This is a genomic window from Plastoroseomonas hellenica, from assembly GCF_018129085.1.
Taxonomy (GTDB): Bacteria; Pseudomonadota; Alphaproteobacteria; order Acetobacterales; family Acetobacteraceae; genus Plastoroseomonas; species Plastoroseomonas hellenica.
This window is the reverse complement of record NZ_JAAGBB010000063.1, coordinates 1-20107: the sequence shown is the minus strand read 5'-3', so window position 1 is coordinate 20107 and position 20107 is coordinate 1. Positions and strand designations below refer to the sequence as shown.

The 20107-nt window shown below is 72.0% G+C and carries 16 protein-coding genes and 1 pseudogene; 15 read left to right on the top strand and 2 right to left on the bottom strand.

The features are described from left to right. Nucleotides 1-255 precede the first annotated feature (255 nt). Nucleotides 256-1467 carry an ABC transporter substrate-binding protein gene (locus GXW71_RS30030; RefSeq protein WP_211856406.1) on the top strand — a complete coding sequence of 404 codons (1212 nt, stop codon included), beginning with the start codon at nucleotides 256-258 and terminating at the stop codon, nucleotides 1465-1467. A 27-nt stretch (nucleotides 1468-1494) separates the two neighbouring features. Here the strand turns inward: GXW71_RS30030 and GXW71_RS30025 are convergent, their stop codons facing one another. Further along, entirely contained in the window at nucleotides 1495-1719 is a 225-nt protein-coding gene (locus GXW71_RS30025) for a hypothetical protein (protein ID WP_211856405.1), read from the bottom strand. 119 nt (nucleotides 1720-1838) lie between these two features. Between GXW71_RS30025 and GXW71_RS30020 the strand changes: the two genes are divergently transcribed. The 11 genes from GXW71_RS30020 (at nucleotide 1839) to GXW71_RS29970 (ending at nucleotide 15091) form a co-directional block, all read left to right on the top strand. Continuing rightward, nucleotides 1839-2435 (top strand): LysE family translocator, encoded by a 597-nt coding sequence (locus GXW71_RS30020; protein WP_211856404.1) that lies wholly within the window; start codon nucleotides 1839-1841, stop codon nucleotides 2433-2435. Nucleotides 2436-2497: 62 nt separating this feature from the next. Beyond that, on the top strand, nucleotides 2498-4333 hold the full coding sequence (locus GXW71_RS30015; RefSeq protein WP_211856403.1) for a helix-turn-helix domain-containing protein: 1836 nt from the start codon (nucleotides 2498-2500) through the stop codon (nucleotides 4331-4333). 87 nt (nucleotides 4334-4420) lie between these two features. Then, complete coding sequence (locus tag GXW71_RS30010; protein WP_211856402.1) at nucleotides 4421-5734, top strand: LLM class flavin-dependent oxidoreductase; 1314 nt, start codon at nucleotides 4421-4423, stop codon at nucleotides 5732-5734. A 30-nt stretch (nucleotides 5735-5764) separates the two neighbouring features. Then, a complete protein-coding gene (locus GXW71_RS30005) occupies nucleotides 5765-6829 on the top strand; it encodes an ABC transporter substrate-binding protein (protein ID WP_211856401.1) in 1065 nt (354 codons plus the stop codon). Next, complete coding sequence (locus GXW71_RS30000; RefSeq protein WP_211856400.1) at nucleotides 6826-7656, top strand: ABC transporter permease; 831 nt, start codon at nucleotides 6826-6828, stop codon at nucleotides 7654-7656. Before GXW71_RS30005 ends, GXW71_RS30000 begins: the two co-directional genes overlap by 4 nt. Before the next feature lie 11 nt (nucleotides 7657-7667). Continuing rightward, entirely contained in the window at nucleotides 7668-8453 is a 786-nt protein-coding gene (locus tag GXW71_RS29995) for an ABC transporter permease (protein WP_211856399.1), read from the top strand. Continuing rightward, nucleotides 8450-9541 (top strand): ABC transporter ATP-binding protein, encoded by a 1092-nt coding sequence (locus GXW71_RS29990; RefSeq protein ID WP_211856398.1) that lies wholly within the window; start codon nucleotides 8450-8452, stop codon nucleotides 9539-9541. The genes GXW71_RS29995 and GXW71_RS29990 overlap by 4 nt, the downstream gene beginning before the upstream one ends. Nucleotides 9542-9637: 96 nt before the next feature. Beyond that, complete coding sequence (hisD, locus tag GXW71_RS29985) at nucleotides 9638-10945, top strand: histidinol dehydrogenase (protein WP_211856397.1); 1308 nt, start codon at nucleotides 9638-9640, stop codon at nucleotides 10943-10945. After that, entirely contained in the window at nucleotides 10942-11718 is a 777-nt protein-coding gene (locus GXW71_RS29980; protein ID WP_211856396.1) for an SDR family NAD(P)-dependent oxidoreductase, read from the top strand. Before hisD ends, GXW71_RS29980 begins: the two co-directional genes overlap by 4 nt. Continuing rightward, entirely contained in the window at nucleotides 11718-13505 is a 1788-nt protein-coding gene (locus GXW71_RS29975; protein WP_211856395.1) for a S9 family peptidase, read from the top strand. Before GXW71_RS29980 ends, GXW71_RS29975 begins: the two co-directional genes overlap by 1 nt. 17 nt (nucleotides 13506-13522) lie before the next feature. Further along, complete coding sequence (locus tag GXW71_RS29970) at nucleotides 13523-15091, top strand: ABC transporter substrate-binding protein (protein ID WP_211856394.1); 1569 nt, start codon at nucleotides 13523-13525, stop codon at nucleotides 15089-15091. 41 nt (nucleotides 15092-15132) lie between these two features. On the opposite strand, the gene GXW71_RS29965 is transcribed toward GXW71_RS29970, so the two are convergent. Continuing rightward, nucleotides 15133-16695, bottom strand: a complete 1563-nt coding sequence (locus GXW71_RS29965; RefSeq protein ID WP_211856393.1) for a D-aminopeptidase — start codon at nucleotides 16693-16695, stop codon at nucleotides 15133-15135. A gap of 136 nt (nucleotides 16696-16831) precedes the next feature. Between GXW71_RS29965 and GXW71_RS29960 the strand changes: the two genes are divergently transcribed. The 3 genes and pseudogenes from GXW71_RS29960 to GXW71_RS29950 form a co-directional block, all read left to right on the top strand. After that, nucleotides 16832-18880, top strand: coding sequence for a hypothetical protein (locus GXW71_RS29960; RefSeq protein WP_211856392.1), 2049 nt, complete (start codon nucleotides 16832-16834; stop codon nucleotides 18878-18880). A 2-nt stretch (nucleotides 18881-18882) separates the two neighbouring features. Next, nucleotides 18883-19638, top strand: coding sequence for a SapC family protein (locus tag GXW71_RS29955; protein ID WP_211856391.1), 756 nt, complete (start codon nucleotides 18883-18885; stop codon nucleotides 19636-19638). A 107-nt stretch (nucleotides 19639-19745) separates the two neighbouring features. Next, a pseudogene (locus GXW71_RS29950) lies at nucleotides 19746-20107 on the top strand (hypothetical protein); the annotation flags it as partial.

Below are 20107 nucleotides of genomic sequence, written 5' to 3'. Positions count from 1 at the left end.
TCCCAGTAACTTGCATTATTGAACCATTATCGTTGATGTCAAGAACGCCGGAGCCGGTCTCCGCGCTGCTGGGGCATTCGCCGGCCCGCAAGGCGTGTGACGGCCGGCACGGCCGCCGCGCGCCAGGGCTGTCGCACCGCCACGTATGGCAGCGACATGTCGCTTATCCAGGCATTGATTCCATAAGTCCATTTATGCAAGCTTCTGTGCAACGCCACGGCCGAACGGCCGAACGAACGTCCAGGGAGAGCTTGCATGCGCAGGAGAGAGTTCACCGCCGCCGGCCTCGGGATCGCCGCGGGCGCCTTGGCGCGCCCCGCCTTGGCCCAGGACAGCGGCCCGATCCGGATCGGTGTCCTGACCGACATGTCCGGGCAGTTCGCCGACCAGTCGGGGGAGGGCGCCGTGGCCGCGATGCGGATGGCGGTGCAGGATTGCGGCGGGCAGTTGCTCGGGCGGCCGATCGAGGTGGTGGTGGCGGATCACCAGAACCGCCCCGATGTCGCCGTCGCCCGCGCCCGCGAGTGGTACGATCGCGGCGGCGTCCACCTGATCGGGAACCTGATCAACTCCGCGGTCGCGCTGGCGGTCGCGGGGGTGGCGCGCGAACGCAACCGCATCGCCATCGTCAACGGCTCCGGCAGCTCTCGCATCACCAATGAGGGCTGCACGCCGAACAGCATCCATTATGCCTATGACACCGTGGCGCTGGCGCGCGGCACCGCCAATGCGCTGCTGCGCGAGGGCAAGACGAGCTGGTTCTTCCTGACCGCCGACTATGCCTTCGGCCATGCGCTGGAATCCGACACCACCGATGTGGTGCGTGCCGCCGGCGGACGCGTCGCCGGCACCGTGCGCTACCCGGTGGAGAGCGCCGACCTCTCCTCCTTCCTGCTCCGCGCGCAGGGATCAGGTGCGGAGGTGGTGGCGATCGCCGGATCGGGCACCGTCTTCATCAACGCGGTGAAGGCGGCGCATGAGTTCGGCCTGCGCCGCCGGCAGACCGTGGTCGGGCTGCTCACCTGGCTGCCGGACGTGCATGCGCTCGGGCTGCAGGTGGCGCAGGGCATGGTGCTGACCAATGGCTTCTACTGGGATCGGGACGACGCGACCCGGGCCTGGGCGCAGCGCTTCTTCGCCGTCCGCAACCGCATGCCGCATATGGGCGATGCGGGCGACTACTCCTCCACCATGCACTACCTTCGCGCCGTGCAGGCGGCGGGCACCTTGGACGCGGCGGCGGTCATGGCGAAGATGCGCGACACGCCGATCGCGGATTTCTTCGCGGCCGGCGGCCGCATCCGCGCCGACGGTCGCATGGTCCACGACATGTACGTCTATGAGGTGAAGCGGCCCGAGGAATCGGCCCGCCCCTGGGACTACTACAAGCTGCGCGCCACCATCCCGGCGGCGGAGGCCTATCGCCCGCTGGCGCAGAGCGCCTGCCCGCTGGTGCGGCCGGGCTGACGCGCCTGCATTCACGGACCGCTGGGATCAGCGGATGAGCGGATCGGCGGCGCGGACCGCGAGCGTGCCGCCGCTGCTCCGCACGCCGGGGGCGTCGGCGACGACATTGGCGCAGGTCTGGCCGCGCACGTCGCAGATCACCACGCGCTGCAGCCCGGCCTGGGATTGCGCCGGGCTGATCGCGTTCTGCGCGGCCAGCACGCAGAGCGCGCCCGCGATGACGGTCAGTACGCCCTTGGTGTAGCGGTCCATGATGTTCTCCTTCGCTGGCCGGCGGCATGCCGATGCCCGGTGCCATCCTGCCACAAGCGCGGGGCAGGGCTGCGAAGAGCGCGTGATAAGGTCAGCAATGCTGACATAAGATCGAGGGCATGGAGGAAACCCTGCTGCCGCTCTTCGGCTTCGCCATCGCGACCTCGGTCACGCCGGGGCCGAACGTCCTGATGGTCGCGGCCTCGGCCGCCAATCACGGGCTGCGCGCGACCTGGCCGCACATGATCGGCGTCACCTTGGGCTTCTCCCTGATGCTGCTGCTGGTGGGCCTCGGCCTCGCCGGGCCCTTCGCGGCGAGCCCGGCTCTGCATGAGGTGTTGCACTGGGTCGGCACCGCCTGGCTGATCTGGCTCGCGATCGGCATCGCGCGCGCCGGCGGGCCGGAGGAGGGCAGGCGGCGCCCGCCGATGGGCGTCGTCGCGGCGGGTCTCTTCCAATGGGTGAACCCCAAGGCCTGGATGATCGCGGTCGCCGCCGTCCCGGCCTTCACCACGCCGGGCGGCGACCTGCTGGCCGAGGTGTCGCGCATCGCGGTGGTCTTCGCGATCGTCTGCCTGCCCTGCCTGCTGGTATGGGCGGGTCTCGGCGCCGCGATCCGCCGCCTGCTGCGCCACCCCGGCACGCTCCGCGCCTTCAACGTGACGATGGCGGTGCTGCTGGTCGCCTCGCTGCTGCCGATGGTCTTCTCCGGGTGAGAACCGGGCAGGCGGGATAAGGACGTACTAGGCCAGGGCCGAAGGACGGCTATTCTGCCGCGATGCCCAGCGCCGCATCCCCCGCTGCCAGCACCGACGGTCCAGGATCCGTCACGGCACGGCAGACGGAAGCCGGCCTTCGGCTGGCGCGGTTGCGGGCCATCGCCAGCGCAGTGAACGCCGGCGGCGACATCGAGACCATCCTGGACCGCGTGCTCCTGGCGGTGTGCCGGGGCGAGCCCTGGCCGCGCGGCGGGATCATGGCCGTGAACCGGCAGAGCGGCTTCTCGGAACTGGTGACGGGCTATGACCCGGACGGCCGCTCTCCCGATCGCCCACGCCGCTGGGCGCTCGCCACCAGCCCGGTGACGATCGTCGCCGAGACGCGTCGCCCCCTGGTGATCGAGGACGCCCAGCGCTCCCAGGATTTCCCGGGCTATCAGGAAGATGCCCGCGCGCGGGGCTACCGCACCGTCGCCCTGCTGCCGCTCGGCTGCACCAATGCCGAGGAGCACGAGATGGTCCTCTCCCTCCATACCCGGGAGCGGATCGAGGTGGCAGGAGAGGAGCTGGATTTTCTCACCACCGTCGCGCACCTGGTCGCGCTCGCCGTCGAGAGGGTGAAGCACCTCCAGCGCGAGCAGCGGCAGAACGAGCGGCTGCGGCGGGTGCTGGAGGCCGGCGCGGGGCTGATGGAGCTGGTGCTGGACGGGGCGGCGCTCTCGGCGGTGGCCGGCATGGCGGGCGCTGTGCTGCCGCACCCCATGCTGATCCTGGACTTCGTCACCGGCGAGGCCATCGCCCGCGGCTCCCCGTTCCCCGAGACGCTGGACGAGCGCGGCTGGCGGGAACTGGTCCAGGGAACCGCCGGTCCGGCGCTCGCCGGCCTGGCGGAAGGGGCGGTGCCGGGAGAGGTCGTCCTGCTGGACCTCTCCGCCTTCGGCCTGCCCCAGAAGCTGCCGGTCATCGCCGAGCCGCTGCGGGTGGAGCACGAGACGGCAGGTCTTCTCCTGATCTTCCCGCGGCAGGCGGCCATGGACAGCCTGGACCGCGTCGCGGTGCAGGAGGTCCGCTTCGCGCTCGGCGCCCAGGTGATGCGCCACCATGCCGAGGCGAAGCGGGAGGCGCGGGACCTCTCCGAGTTCCTGGGGCAGCTCTTTCGCGCCGGCGCCGCGGAGCCGGCGCGGACGCAAGCGCGGGCGGCCCGGCTGGGGCTGAACCTCGCCCGGGGTATGCGGCTGCTCTCCGTGGCGCTGCCCCGGCCCGGGGGCGGGCCCGCGGAACTGCGGCGCCTGCTGGCCGGCAGCCTCGGCCGTGCCATGCCGGGCGCGCTGGCCATCGAGCAGGAGGGGGTGGTGGCCGTGCTCCTGCCGGAGCCCGATGGCCCGGCGCCCGACGCGGCGCTGGACCGGCTGCTGGTGGCCCCGGTGCGCGCCCGCTGGGGCATCCGGCCGGTGGTCGCCTGCGGTCCCCTCTGCACCCTGCCCGGCCATTACGGCCAGGCCTGGGCCGAGTGCGGCCGCGTGCTGGACCTGGCCCGCATGTTCGGGCGGGACGGGCTGGTGCGGCAGGGCGATTTCGGCCCCTCGGCCCTGCTGCTCTCGGCCTTCGATGGCGCGCTGGTCCGCGCCTTCGTGGAGGGCACGCTCGGCCCGATCCGGCGGCACGAGGCCGAGCATGGCGGCGACCTGCTCCGCACCGCCACCGCCTTCATCGACGAGGCCTGTCGGTACCAGGCCACGGCCGCGCGGCTCGGCATCCATGTCTCCACCCTGCGCTACCGGCTACGCCGCCTGGAGGAGCTCTTCGGCCTCGACCTCGAGGATTCGGAGACGCGCTTCCGCCTTGCCCTGGCGGCGCGGCTGACGGCCATCGGCATCGCCTCCTCGGAAAGCTAGGAAAGGATCGCGTGTGCCTCCTACGGATCGATGGATGCGCCGTGATTCCGCCGTGTGCCAGGCTTCTGTCCTCAGGGAGAGCACCCCATGCCGCCACGCCGGATGCACCTCGTCGCCTATCTGAAGACCGGCCCCACCGCCATGCATGTGGGCGGCTGGCGGCACCCGGAATCCACCCTGGGCGACATCCTCCGCCCCTCGCGCTACGAGCACATCGCGCGGGTGCTGGAGGAGGCCTGCTTCGACGCCTGCTTCTTCGCGGACCTGTTCGGCCTCTACGATGTGCATGGCGGCAGCTATGACGCCTATCTGCGGCGCGGCGGCCAGATCAGCTTCCTCGACCCCACCGTGGTGCTGCCCGTGATGGCGGCGGCCACGCGCCACCTCGGTCTCGGCGCCACCCTCTCCACCACCTTCCACACCGCCTATCACCTGGCGCGCTGGCTCGGCTCGCTGGACGCGATGAGCGGCGGCCGCGTGGCCTGGAACGTCGTCACGTCAGCGACCGACCTCGAGGCGCAGAACGCCGGGATGGACGAGTTGCCGCCGAAGGACCTGCGCTACGACCGGGCGGACGAGGTGCTGGAGGCCTGTTTCGCCCTGTGGGAGGGCTGGGACCCGGATGCGATGGTGCTGGACAAGAAGGCCGGCATCCTCGCCGACCCGTCCAAGGTCCGCTACGCGAATTATGCCGGCCGCTGGGTGAAGGCGCGCGGGCCGCTGTCCATCCCGCGCAGCCCGCAGGGGCGGCCGGTGATCATGCAGGCGGGCAGCTCCGACCGCGGGCGGGAATTCGCGGCGCGCTGGGCGGAAGCGATCTTCACCACCCAGCGCTCGGTGGAGGACATGCGGGCCTTCCGCGAGGACATCCACGGCCGCATGCAGCGCCACGGCCGCGCGCCGGAGGATTGCGTCATCCTTCCGGGCATCCAGATCGTGCTCGGCGAGACGGACAGCATCGCGCGGGAGCGCGCGGAGTACCTGAACGGCCTGATCGACCCCGAGCTCAGCCTCGCCGCCTCCTCCTCGGGGCTCGGTGCCGACCTGACGAAGCTCACCGAGGGCAAGACGCTCGCCGATCTCGACCAGGGCAACCAGGGCATGCAGGGCACGGCGGACATGATGGCCCAGGCCATGAAGGCCGAGGGGCTGTCGCTCAAGGAGGCCGCGGTGAAGCGCGGCAAGGGCCGGGAGATCGTCGGCACGCCGGAGATGGTGGCGGACCGGCTGGAGGCGATGTTCACCGGCGGCGCCTGCGACGGCTTCGTCCTGGCCCCCACCATGTTCCCCGGCATGTTCGAGCAATTCTGCCGGGCCGTGGTTCCGGAACTGCAGCGCCGCGGCCTGTTCCGCACGCAGTATCACGGCCGCACCCTCCGTGAGAACCTGCGCGCCGCCTGATCCCAGCACAGTGAGAAGGAGTAGCGACACATGACGGGTTCCCTCATCCGCCCGACGCGCCGCGCGCTTCTCGGCGCGGCGGCGGCACTCGGTGCCGGCGCGACGGCGCGCACCGCCCGCGCGCAGAGCCTGCGCGGCACGACCCTGGTCTTCGCGAGCTGGGGCGGCGCCTACCAGGAGGCGCAGAAGGTCTGCTACTGCGACCCCTTCGCCGCCGAGACCGGCGCGCGCGTGGTGCAGGACGGCCCGATGAACGCCGCCCGGTTCCGCACCATGGCGGAAAGCGGCGCGCCCGATTGGGACGTGGTGGACGTGACCATCAACACCCTGTTCAGCGGCGCGCATGACGGATTGCTGGAGAAGATCGACACCACCGTCGTGGACACCAGCCGCATCGCGCCGCAATTCGTGCACGAGTACGGCATCGGCTGCATCGCCTGGTCCTACAACCTGGCCTACAACACCCGCACCTTCCCGGCGGCGCGCCGCCCCACCACCTGGGCGGACCTGTTCGACATGCGGCAATTCCCGGGCAAGCGCACCATGCTGGACCAGCCGGTCGCGAATCTGGAGGCCGCGCTGATGGCCGACGGCGTCGCGCCCGCCGACCTCTACCCGTTGGACGTCGAGCGCGCGCTGCGCAAGATCGACACCATCAAGGCGCAGACGATCTTCTGGACCACCAATTCCCAGTCCCAGCAGCTCTTCGTGGACGAGGAGGTGAGCATCGGCATCATCCTCAACGGCCGCGCCTACGACGCTTCGAAGAAGGGCGCCGAGATCGGCATCGCCTGGGAGGGCAACATCCAGTCGGTGGACTATCTCGTCGTGCCCCGCGGCAGCAGGAACCGCGCGGCGGCGATGAAGCTGATCGAGGTGATGACGCGCGCGGAGAACCAGGCGAGGCTCGCCAACATGATCGCCTATGCGCCGACCAACCCGGCCGCCTTCGCGAGCATCGACCCGGCCATCTCCCCCTGGCTCTCCACCTCGCCCGAGAACACGCGCCGCGGCTTCGTCATCAACGCCGAGTGGTGGCGGCAGAACGAGCGGAGACTGATGGAGCGCTGGGCCGCGTGGAAGCTGGCCCGGTGAACGGCCGCCGGGGCGCTGGGCCCTGGCTCCTGCTGTTGCCGGCGGCGCTGGTGATGCTCATCGCCTTCGCGCTGCCGGTCGGCATGCTGCTCGCCCGTGCCTTCACGCATCCGGAACCCGGCCTGCAGAATTTCATCCTGCTCTGGGAGAGGCCGGTCTATCTGCACGTGCTCGTCAATACCGTGATGATCGCCGCGGCGGCGACGCCGGTCACGCTCATCCTGGCCTATCCGGTGGCGCATGCGATGGCGCATGGATCCCCGCGCACGCGCCGCCTGCTCACCTTCCTCGTGCTGATCCCGTTCTGGACCAGCCTCCTCGTCCGCAGCTTCGCGACCGTCATCCTGCTGCAGCGGCGCGGGCCGCTGAATACGCTGCTGGTGAACATCGGCGTCATCGATGCGCCGCTGCCGCTGATCTACAACCTCACCGGCGTGCTGCTCGGCGCGGTGCAGACCTTGCTGCCCTTCGTCATCTTCCCCCTCTACAGCTCCATGCGCCGGATCGACCCGACGCTGATGCCGGCCGCCCTGACCATGGGCGCCTCGCCCGTCCGGGCGTTCCTCCGCGTCTACCTGCCGCTCTCGCTGCCCGGGCTGATGACCGGGGCGACGCTCGTCTTCATCAGCATGCTCGGCTACTTCGTCATCCCCGCTTTGCTCGGCGGCCCACGCCAGACCATGGTCGGCCAGCTCATCCAGGACCAGGTCGGGCAATTGGGAAGCTGGGGCGTCGCCGGCGCGCTCTCCTTCGTGCTGCTGGCCGTGACCGCTGGCCTGCTGGGCTTGCTGCACCGGCTGGTCGGGCTGAAGGCGGTGGCGCGGTGAGAGGGGACGGCATGGGGCGCTGGCGCCTGCTGCGTGCGCTGGTCTGTGCCCTGGTCGGCATCTACCTCGTCGCGCCGCTCGTGGTGGTGCTGATCATCTCCTTCAGCTCCGCCTCCTTCCTGCGCTTCCCGCCGCCCGGCTACTCGCTCCGCTGGTATGAGAACCTGGTGCGCGACCCCGCCTGGATGGACGCCGTCTGGGTCAGCATCCAGATCCTGGTCCCCACCGCCCTGCTCTCGACCGCCCTCGGCACCGCGGCCGCGCTCGCCCTCATCCGAGGCCGCCTTCCCGGCGCCGGGTTCGTCGGCGCCGCGCTGATGGCGCCGCTGGTGGTCCCGAGCATCATCACCTCGGCCGGGCTCTACATCGCCTATCGCGGCCTCGGACTGAACGGCACGCTGGCGGGGATGGTGATCGGCCACGTCGTCGTCACCTTGCCCTGCGTGATCGCGACCGTCGGTTCCGCGCTCCGTTCGCTCGATCCGCGGCTGGAGGCGGCGGCGGCGACCCTCGGCGCGACGCCCGCCGCTGCCTTCCGCCGCATCACCCTGCCGCTGCTCGCCCCGGCGGTCCTGTCCTCGATGCTCTTCGCCGCGGTGCTGTCCTTCGACGAGCTGATCGTCTCGCTCTTCGTCGGCTCCGCCCGGCTGCGCACCGTGCCGGTGCAGATGTGGTCCAACATCCGCGGCGACTTCGACCCGACGGTCGCCGCCATCGCCTCCCTCTGCTTCCTCGTCGCCTTGATCGCCCTGGCACTGGAGGCCCTGCTGCGCCGCCGTAACGGAGACCGCGAATGACCCTGCCCGCCATGGGCGATCCCGCGGGGCCCATCCTGGAGCTGCGGGGCATCCGCAAGCAGTACGGCCGCCTCGCCGCCGTGGACGATGTCAGCCTGGAGCTGCGCCATGGCGAGTTCCTCACCTTCCTCGGCCCGTCCGGATCCGGCAAGACGACCACGCTGATGCTGGTGGCGGGCCTGCAGCAGCCGGATAGCGGCCGGATCATCCTGGCCGGCAAGCCGGTGGACCGGCTGCCGCCCTACAAGCGCGATATCGGCATGGTGTTCCAGCACTACGCCCTGTTCCCGCACATGACGGTGCGGCGGAACGTGGCCTTTCCGCTGGAGATGCGCGGCACGCCGCGGGCGGAGGCGGAGCGGCTGGTGAGCGCCGCCCTGGCCATGGTCGGCCTTCCCGACCACGGCGACCGGCTGCCCCGCCAGCTTTCCGGCGGCCAGCAGCAGCGCGTGGCCCTGGCCCGCGCCATGGTCTACCGCCCCGCTCTCCTCCTGATGGACGAACCCTTGGGCGCGCTGGACAAGGCGCTCCGCGAGGGGCTGCAGCTGGAGATCAAGCGCCTCCACCGGGAGCAGCGGATGTCCGTGCTCTACGTCACGCACGACCAGGCCGAGGCGCTGACCATGAGCGACCGCATCGCCGTCTTCGACGAGGGCCGGATCCAGCAGATCGGCACGCCCTCCGAACTCTACGAGCGCCCGGCAACCCGCTTCGTCGCCAGCTTCGTCGGCGAGACCAATTTCATCCCGGGCACGGTGCTGGGCCGTGACGGCGATGCCTGCCGCATCGCCGTCGCGGGCGTGCCCATGCTGGCCTCCGACCGCTTCTCCGCCCAGCCGGGAACGCGCGTCACCCTCGCCATCCGGCCGGAACGCCTCCGCCTCTCCGCCGCAGGCGAAGGCGTGCCGGCCGAGCTCGTGGACCTGATCTATCTCGGCAATGCCCGCCGCTACGTGCTGCGGCTGCCGGACGGTACGGAATGGTCAGCCCTGCTGCAGGCCGGCATGGCCGATGCGGCCACGCTGCGGCACGGGGACGCCGTGCGGCTGACCTGGGAGGCCGCGCACGCCACGGCCTTTCCGGGCTGAGAGCGTCGGTGACGTTCCCGTGACCGCAGGCGCCCGGTTGACAGGCCCGTCTCCGCCCCGGCGCAGTGCGCGGGACCGCAATACCGGAGGAACAGCATGGCCCGATACCTCAAGACCGGGCGCGACGCCGCCGCGGCGGCGGCGGATGACGCCAAGGTCCGCGCGACCGTTGAGGGCATCCTGGCCGACATCGCCGCCCGCGGCGATGCCGCGGTGCGCGAGCTCTCGATCCGCTTCGACAAGTGGGACCGCGCCGATCCCCGGCTGACCGATGCCGAGATCCGCGCCTGCCTCGGCGAGCTCTCGGTCCGTGACCTCGACGACATCCGCTTCGCCCAGGCGCAGGTGCGGAACTTCGCCGAGCACCAGAAGGCGGCGCTCCGCGACATCGAGGTGGAGACGCTGCCGGGCGTGGTGCTTGGCCATCGCAACATCCCCGTGAACGCGGTCGGCTGCTACGTGCCCGGCGGCAAGTACCCGCTGCTCGCGTCGGCGCATATGTCGGTCGTCACCGCCCGGGTCGCCGGCTGCAAGCGCATCGCCACCTGCGCGCCGCCCTTCGAGGGACGCCCGGCGCCGGCCATCGTCGCGGCCCAGCACCTGGCCGGCGCCGACGAGATCTACTGCATCGGCGGCGTGCAGGCGGTGGGCGCCATGGCGCTCGGCACCGAGACGATCGCGCCGGTCGACATGCTGGTCGGCCCCGGCAACGCCTTCGTCGCCGAAGCCAAGCGCCAGCTCTTCGGCCGCGTCGGCATCGACCTCTTCGCTGGCCCGACCGAGACGCTGATCATCGCCGACGACAGCGTGGACGGGGAGATCTGCGCGACCGACCTGCTGGGCCAGGCCGAGCACGGGCCGAACTCCCCCGCCGTGCTGCTGACCGACAGCGAGGCGCTCGCCCGCGACACGATGCGAGAGGTGGCGCGGCTGCTGGAGATCCTGCCGACCGCCGCTATCGCCCGGAAGGCCTGGGAGGATTTCGGCGAGGTCATCCTCTGCGAGGACCGGGCGGAGATGGTCCGGGAAGCCGACCGCATCGCCTCCGAACATGTGCAGGTCATGACGCGCGACCCCGACCATTTCCTGGCGCATATGACGAATTACGGCGCGCTGTTCCTGGGCCCGCGCACCAACGTCGCCTATGGCGACAAGGTGATCGGCACCAACCACACGCTGCCGACACGCAAGGCGGCGCGCTACACCGGCGGCCTCTGGGTCGGCAAGTTCCTGAAGACCTGCACCTACCAGCGCGTCCTGACCGACGAGGCCTCGGCGATGATCGGCGCCTATGCCTCCCGCCTCTGCATGCTCGAAGGGTTCGCCGGCCATGCCGAGCAGGCAAATATCCGTCTTCGCCGCTATGGCGGCCGCAACATCCCCTACGCGGGCGCGGCGCCGTGAGCGCCGCGGTCGAATTGCCGGAAGCGCCGTCCTTCCGGCTGGACGGCAAGCGGGCGCTGGTGACCGGCGCTGGCCGCGGCATCGGCCTCGCGGCTGCCGGCGCGCTCGCCTTCGCCGGCGCCGAGGTCACGCTCGTCGCGCGGAGCGCGGCCGAGATCGAGGCGGCGGCCGCGGCGATCCGCGCCAAGGGCGGCCGCGCCGCGGCGCTGGCGCTCGACGTGACCGACACCGCCGCCGTCACGCGCGCGGTCGCGGGACAGGGGCCCTTCGAGGTGCTGGTGAACAATGCCGGCACCGCCCGTCACGCCCACGTGCTGGAGGTGACGGAGGCGGATTACGACGCGGTGACCGCGCTCAACACCCGCGCCGCCTTCTTCGCCATGCAGGCGGTCGCGCGCGGGCTGCGCGATGCCGGGCGCGGCGGATCGATCATCAACGTCTCCTCCCAGATGGGGCAGGTCGGCGGCCCGCGGCGGAGCGTCTACTGCGCCACCAAATGGGCGATGGAAGGCTTCACCAAGGCGACGGCGCTGGAGCTTGCGCCGCTCGGCATCCGCGTCAACACGCTCTGCCCGACCTTCATCGAGACGCCGATGAGCCGGCCCGGCCTGGCCGATCCGGCGACGCGGGACTGGATCCTGTCGAACATCCGGCTCGGCCGCGTCGGCCAGCCGGGCGACCTGACCGGTGCCGTGGTGTTCCTCGCCTCCGACGCCTCCTCGCTGATGACCGGCACGGCGCTCATCGTCGATGGCGGCTGGACCGCCGCGTGATGCGCCGCCCTGACGCGATCCTCGATCCCATGCTCGACGCGCCGGCGGCGACCCTGCCGAGCTATGCCGCCGATGGCCGGCTCTATTGCCTCTCGGACGCCGCCGGCTCCGCGCAGGTCTGGGAGGTCCGGCCGGACGGCGCGGCCGCGGCCCGCACCGCCCACCGGGACGCCGTGGCCTTCGTCGCCGGCAGCCCCGTGGATGGCGGCGCCGTCTTCGGCCGCGACGCGGCGGGGGATGAGCGGATCCAGCTCTATCGCCTGCCGCCCGCCGGCGTGGCCCAGGCCCTGACTGCGGCGCCCAAGGTCATGCATGGCTGGGGCGCCTTCGCGCCGGATGGCAGCGCGGTCGCCGTCACCGCCAATGCCCGGAATCCCGCCCATGCGGATCCCGTCATCCTGCCGCTGGATGGCGGCCCGATGCGGCGCCTCCGCGAGGTTCAGGGGCCGCATGAGCTGGCGGCCTGGCATCCGGATGGCGGCTCCGTCCTGCTCGCCGCCGCGCCGCGCGCCTTCGAGAGCCTGCTGCATCGCGTCGATATCGCGACCGGCGCCAGCACCCCGGCGACGCCGGGCGGGGAGGGATGGCGCCACCAGGCCCCGCGCTGGCGCCGCGACGGCGAAGGCTTCTGGCTGCTGACCGATCGCGGGCGGGAATTCCTGGGCGTCGCCTGGATGGCGCCGGGCGGCACGCCGCGCTTCCTGCATGCGCCGGAGGCGGATGTGGAGCGGCTGGAGGTGTCGCCCGATGGGGACCGCCTCGCCGTCGTCGTCAATCTCGGCGGCTGGTCGCAGCTCCGGCTGCTGGATGCCGCGACCGGCCAGGTCGTCGCGGAACCGCGTCATCTGCCCGGCGTGATCCAGAAACTCACCTGGCGCCCGGATGGCGGCGCGGTCGCCTTCGACCTGCTGCAGCCGACCCGGCCCGGCACGATCTGGCTGGCGGAGACGGGGCAGGCGGCGGCACGGCTGCTGTTCGCGGCGGGTGCCGCACCCGCCGGTGCCCAAGGCTGGGCGGCGATGTCGTTTTCCGCCCATGACGGCCGGGACATCCCGGCCTTCCTGATCCAGCCCGAGGGGCCGCGGCCTGCCGGCGGATGGCCGGCGCTGATCTGGGTGCATGGCGGGCCGGAGATGCAGGCGCTGCCGAACTGGCGCCCGGACCTGCAGGCGATCGCGGCGCTCGGCATCGCCGTGCTGGTGCCCAATATCCGCGGCTCCACCGGCTATGGCCGCGCCTATGCGGCGCTCGACGACCGGGAGCTGCGGATGGACGCAGTGCGCGACGTCGCCGCGGCGCGGGCCTGGCTCGCCCGGCAGCCGGAGATCGATGCGGCTGGTATCGCGGTGATGGGGCAGAGCTATGGCGGCTGGATGGTGCTGATGGCCGTGACCCATTATCCCGATCTCTGGGCCGCGGCGGTCGAATACTACGGCATCGCCCGCTGGAAGACTTTCTTCGAGCGGACCGGCCCCTGGCGCATCGGCCATCGGGCGGCCGAATACGGCGACCCCCTGCGCGATGCCGAACTGCTCGAGAGCCTGTCGCCGCTGCACAAGGCGGCGGCGATCCGCTGCCCGCTGTTCGTCGCCCAGGGTATGACCGATCCGCGCGTGCCGCCGCAGGAGAGCGAGCAGATCGTGGCAGCCCTCAGGGCCCGCGACATCCCGGTCGAATACCTGACCTTCCCGGACGAGGGTCACGGTTTCCTCAAGCGCGACAATCGCCGGACGGCGTATCGTGAGGTGCTGGCCTTCCTGGCGCGGCATTTGCTTCGCGAGCGCTGACTTCCCGGGAGACGAGGATGCGACGCAGGTCCCTTCTGGCCGCCACCGCCGCGCTGCCGGCGCTCGCCCGGCCGGCGCTGGCGCAGGACGCGAACCGGGTGCTGCGCTTCGTGCCCGAGGGCAACCTGAACAACCCCGATCCCGTCTGGACCACCACGACGGTCGCGCGCAACCACGCGCTGCTGATCTGGGACATGCTCTATGGGCTCGACGACACCTACACGCCGCGGCCTCAGATGGTCGAGGCACAGGAGGTTTCCGACGACCGGCTGACCTGGCGCTTCCGGCTGCGAGAGGGGCTGGTCTTCCATGACGGCATCCCCGTGCGCGGTGTCGATTGCATCGCCAGCATACAGCGCTGGGGCCGCCGGCGGCCGCTCGGGCAGACCCTGCTCTCGCTCACGGAGGAGATGACGGCACCGGATGACCGCAGTTTCGCGATCCGCCTGAAGCGGCCCTTCGGCCTGATGCTGGACGCGCTCGCCAACCAGGTCTTCGTGATGCCGGAGCGCATCGCCCGCACCGATGCCTTCACGCAGATCACGGAGTATGTCGGCTCCGGTCCCTATCGGTTCGAGCGGGAGCAATGGGTCTCGGGCTCGCAGGCGATCTACACGCGGAACGAGCGCTACCGGCCGCGCGAGGAGGCGCCGAGCTTCCTGGCCGGCGGCAAGCAGGCGCATTTCGATCGCGTCGAGTGGCGGATCATGCCGGATTCCGCGACCGCCGTGTCGGCCCTCGGCAACAACGAGGTCGATTGGGTGCAGCAGCCGCAGGCCGACCTGCTGCCGCTGATGCGCCGCAACCCGCAGATCCGCGTCGCGGTGAACGACCGCATCGGCGTGATCGGCATGGTCGCGCTGAACCACACCCAGCCGCCCTTCAACAACCAGGCACTGCGGCAGGCGCTGCTGCCGGCGCTCGACCAGAAGGATTTCGTCACCGCGGCGCTCGGCGCCGAGCCCGAGCTCTTCCGCACACCCGCCGGCATCTTCACCCCTGGCATGCCGATGGCCAATGACGAGGCGCTGGAGGTCCTGACCGGTCCCCGCGACCTCGCGCGCGCGCGCCGCATGGTCGCCGAGAGCGGCTACGCCCATGAACGCGTCGTGCTGATGGCGCCGACCGACTACCCCGCGACCATGGCGATCGCGCAGGTGGCGAACGACCTGTTCCGGCGCCTCGGGCTGAACGTCGAGTTCGCGGCGATGGATTGGGGCACGCTCGTCCAGCGCCGCTCGAGCAAGGAGCCGGTCGAGCGCGGCGGCTGGAGCGCCTTCTGCACGACCTATGAGGGGCTGACGGTCGCCGACCCCGCGACCCATATCCCGCTGCGCGGCAACGGGCCCGCGGCCTGGTTCGGCTGGCCCGTCTCGCCACGCCTGGAAGCGCTGCGCGAGCAGTGGCTGGACGCGGCGGACCGCCCCGCGCAGCTCACGATTGCGCGTCAGATGCAGCGGATCGCCTTCGAGGAAGTGCCCTATCTGCCGACCGGACAGCATTTCAACCCGACGGCCTACCGGACCTCGGTGCAGGACATCGTCCCGGCATCCTTCCCGATCTTCTGGAACGCGCGGAAGGTCTGACGCAGTCGCGTGTCAGGCGCGAAGCTGCCGCCGGGCGGCCGCTACGGCCCGATGCGCGCGTAGTCGAGCCCGCGTGCCAGCCAGCAGCCGACGGTCGCGCCCACGGCCCGCCCTGCCGCGTCGCGCCGGAAGGCCAGCGTCCAGTCGCCGGGCGGTGTGTGGTCGAGCGCGCGCGGGCAGGGCAGCGCCCAGAGATCCGGCCCGATCGGGTCCAGAAGCTCCATCCGGCCCTGGCCGAGGGCGCCGGAGAAGCCGCCATACAGAACTCCGCCGGCATCCGCGACCGTCAGCTCCGCCTCCAGCTCGGCGCAGCGGTAGCGGCCGGCGACATCGCGCGCCGGCGCGCCTTCGCAGGGCCGCAGCAGGCCCGAGAAATTCTCCTGCGGGCGATCGAGCCAGAGCCCTTCCGCGGTCGGGCGCAGCCGGGTGCGGCCGCCGGTCGCGCTGCCATCGGACTGCAGCTCCAGCCGCTCCGCCGAGTGGCCGTAGCGCAGCCGGATCGGGCCTTCCGGCAGCCGGTCGATGCGGGCCGCCAGGCCTGTCTCCGGCTCGAGATAGGCGCCAAGCCAGGCGGGGGCCGGGAGGGAAGCGGGCTGCGGCCGCGCTTCGCCGAGGGCTGCCGCCAGCAGGTCGAGTGCCGCGGCATGCGCATCCGACAAATGGTTGAACATCACGACGACGGAGAGGCGCTCCGCCGGCAGGTACAGGCGATGGCTGCGCCAGCCGCGCAGCGCGCCGCCATGGCCGGTCGCGGCGCGGCCGAGCGCCGGCCCACGCGCCAGGCCGAAGCCGTAATCGGCGGGCGTGCCATCCTGGAAGGCGACGGGCGCCGAGAGGCGGCGATGGAGCGACGCCGCGTCGTCGCGCGTCGCATCGATGTGCGTCTCCCAGGCGATCATGTCGTCGAGGCTGGCGGCGAGCCCGGCATCGCCGGTCCAGAGGATGCGGTTCTCGGCGGCGCGGAAGCCGCCGGCCTGGCTGCCCTCATAGCCTTCGGTGCCGTCCGGCAGGGCGCGGGTATCGGCGGCGAGGGTGGCACTCTCCATCCCCGCGGGGCCGAAGATGCGGGCGCGCAGCAGCTCGGCGAAGCTGCGTCCCGTGCGGGCCTCCAGGATGTCCGACAGGATGCGGAAATTCTGGTTCACATAGGAATAGCGGGTGCCCGGCGCGAAATGCAGCGTCCGGGTGCCAGCGATCAGCCGCGCCGCCTCGACATCGCCGAAGGGCGCCTCGACCGGTGATCCCTGCAGCATCGCGACCGCCCAGTAGTCCCGCAGCCCCGACTGGTTATGGCAGAGATGCAGCGCGCCCGGCGCCGGCTGCTCCAGCAGCGGCAGGCGGCCGCTGATGTCGCCGTCCAGCACCGAAGGATCGGGGAAAGCATCCAGCACCAGGGCGCAGGTGAACTGCTTGGTGATGGAGCACATGCGGAACAGCGTCTTCGGCGTGAAGGGGATACGCCGCTCGGCGTTGGCAAAACCCCAGGCGTGGCGGGCGAGCACCGCGCCCTCCTGCAGCACCGCGACGGCACCACCCGGTCCCGGGTAGCGGCGCGGCAGGTCTTCCAGGGTGCGTTCGAGGCGGGCGGCGAGGCTGGTCGTCATGGCCCGCAGTCTCGGCGGCCGGCCGCGCTGCGTAAAGCGGCCGCGATGCCGGCCTTGTCACCCGCCACCGCTTGAGGCGCCGCGGCCGGCAAGCCTAGTGTGCGCCCGACTTCATTCCGGGGAAGGATAAGCCTGCATGCGCCAGATCGGCCTCGCCACCATGCTGCTCGCCGGCACGGCGCTCTCGGCCTTGGCCGAGGACCTGCCGGTGCGCAGCGTGACCCTCTCCTCCGGCGGGCTCGCGCAGATCGAGCGCTCGGGTGAGGTCGCGGCCGGCGGCAGCGTCACCTTCCGCGCACCCACCACCGATATCGACGACCTGCTGCGCAGCCTGGTGGTCGCCGATCCCGCCGGCACCGTCGAAGGCGTGCGCCTGCCGGCCCGCGACCTGGCGGAGGAGGCCTTCCGCGGCCTGCCGCTCCGCCCCGCCGATTTCGAAAGCCGCGCCGCATTGTTGAACGCGTTGCGGGGGCAGGAAGCGACGGCCACCGGCGCCACCGGCCGCATCGCCGATGCGCAGGAGACCCAGCAGGGGCTGCGCGTCACCCTGATCACCCCGCGCGGCCTGGTCACCGCCCTGCTGCGCGAAGGGGAGGAGGTGCAGCTCACCGATGCGGGGCTTGCCGCCCGTGTCGCCCGCGCCGCCGAGGCGCTGGCGGCGGCGCGCACCGCCGATGAGCGGCGGGTCGAGATCGGGCTCCGCGCCGACCGGGCGCGCAATGTCGCGGTGCTCTATGTGACCGGCGCGCCGCTCTGGAAGCCGTCCTGGCGGCTGCTGGTGCCGGCGCCGGGATCGACGCAGACCCAGGCGCGGCTGCAGGGCTGGGCGGTCGTCGAGAACGCCTCCGGCTCGGACTGGGAGCGGATCCGCCTGGCGCTGGTCTCGGGGGAGGCGGCGGCCTTCCACCAGCCGCTCTATGAGCCGATCCGGGTGCCGCGCATCGAGATGCCGGTCCGGGTGCCGGACGCGGTCCGGGTGCAGGCCGATACCGGCACCCGCCCGCCGCCGCCCCCGCCGCCACCCGCGCCGGCACCCATGGCGGCGCCGACCGTGCAGGGCGGAGTGGCGGAAAGGCAGCGGGCGCTCGGCGGCGCGCCGTCCGGCTTCGCGGCGGCGCAGCAGGACCGCGCCGACCCTTCGGCACCGGCGCTGCCGATCCAGGCGGCCGCGACCGCCGGACGTGTCGCCTTTGCCTTGGGGGAGCCGGTGACGATCCGCGCCGGCGAGACCGCGAATGTCCCCTTCCTCGACGCCCGCCTGCCGGCGGACCGGGTCTGGTGGATCCAGGATCTCTCGGCGCGCAATCCGCTCTCCGCCATCCGCATCCGCAACTCCCTGCCGACCGCGCTGCCGGATGGGTTGGTGACGGTGTTCGGCGCCGAGGGCAACGAGGCCGGCGCCTTCTTGGGCGATGCCGAGATCCGCACCGTGGCGCAGGGCGACACCCGCATCCTCGCCTTCGCACGCGACCGCGACGTGCAGTTCACCACCGCCTCCTCCTCGACCGACCGCATCGCGCGCATCGGCGCGCGGCGCGGCTTCGTCATCGTCGACATCGCCCGCACCGAGGAGGTCGCGATCGCGATCGACCCGCGTGGCGGGCGCGGCCCGATCATCGTCGACGTGCCGCGCCGCCAGGGGGCGACGCCCCGCTTCCCGGTGGTGGCGGAGGGCGATTTCGGCCTGCGCGCCGAGGCGACGCTGGCCGCCGAGCCCGCCACCATGCGCCTGCCCTTCGAACGCGCGGTGCGCCAGGAGGTGCCGCTCTGGGATGCCGGCCTCGGCGATCTCGTGCTGCTGCGCTGGCGCGAATTCGACATCGAGCAGAACCAACGCCGCCTGCCCGGCGGCCCCGGCACCTTGGAGCGGCTGCAGGAGATCCTGGGTCGCACGGCGCAGGACGTGCCGGGCCGCGCCGACCTCGCCGCGACGGTGGAGGCGCTGGAGGGCGTGCGCCGGCTGCTGGACGAGCTCCGCACCCGAATCCGCGTCTGGCGGGTGACGGAAGCGGCGCTCGGCCGCGCCCGCCAGGCGGTCGAGGATCGCACCGGGCAGGAGTTGGCGGAAGCGCGGCGGCGGCTGAACGCGGCGTCGCGCGAATCCGAACAGGCGGCGGCGGTGGCCGACCAGGCTTGGGAAAACTGGCTGCGCGCGGTACAGGCGCTGTTGACCCGCGGAGGCTGACGATGAGCACCACCAACCCGGTTCCCGAGGCCGGCCCGATCCCGGGCATCTTCCGCGCCGTCGAGGCGGTGGAGGCGACGCGCCATGCGACGCTCGGTCTCGACCGCGGTGTCGGCTTCGGCTTCGCGAGCGGCATCAACGCCATCCCGCTCGGCCTCAGCGAAGTGGTCGCGGCCTCCGAGACGCCGGTCGTGATCTCGGCCGGCGACGTCCCGGTGCCGGTCGCGGTGCTCGGCGTCCGCGCCGGCGAGAACCTGCTGGTCGAGGAGCAGGATGGCGGCTGGCGCCCCGGCTTCTACGTGCCGGCCTGGATGCGCTGCTACCCCTTCATCCTGCTGCCGGCCTCCGACGCGCCGGAGAAGCTGGTGCTGGCGCTCGAGAAGGAATCGCCGCTGCTGGTCGATGGCGGCGGCGAGCCGCTGTTCGAGGATGGCAAGCCGGCGGAGGCCTTGCAGCAGGCGCTGCGCTTCGCGGCAGCGATGCGGGCGACCCTGCAGGATTCAGTCGCCTTCGGCCGCGCGCTGCGCGATGCCGGGCTGCTGCGCCAGCAGGAGGCGCAGCTCGATTTCCGCGCCGGCGGCAAGGTGCGGGTCGACGGCTTCCTGACGGTCGATCCCGCGAAGCTGGATGCGGTGCCGGACGCGACCTTCCTCGACTGGCGCAAGCGCGGCTGGATCGCCCCGCTCTATGCCATGCTGCACTCGACGCCGCGTTGGGGGCGCCTGCTCGACATGGCCGCCGAGCGCGGGACGGGCTGAGGGATGCCCGGGCCGTCCTCCGGCCCGGAACGCTGCGAGGTCATGCTTACCAGAATGCAATCGCGCGCCACATCCTCCCCTGCTCGTCGGGAAGGATGGCTGCCGTCATGACGTTGTGGGTCGACGTGGAAGACCTGTTCGTACACGCGCGCATCGCCTCCCGCCCGAGCGGCATCCAGCGCCTCAGCTTCGGGATCTACAGCGCCCTGGCCGCGACGCCCGGTGTCGCGGTCGGCTTCGTGCGGCATGACGGTGCCGGTCGCGGCTACCGCACCGTGATCTGGGACGAGGTTCGCGGCGTCTATGAGCGCATGGCGCATACGCCGCGCCCGGTGGCCAGGCCGGCGCCGGATGCCCATGGCCACTATGCCGAGCGCCGCTGGACCGCCCGCATCCCGGTCGAGCTGCGCGACCCGCTGGGGCAGGCGGCCCGCGCCCAGGCCGCGGCGATCGGGGCGGCCTGGCGGGC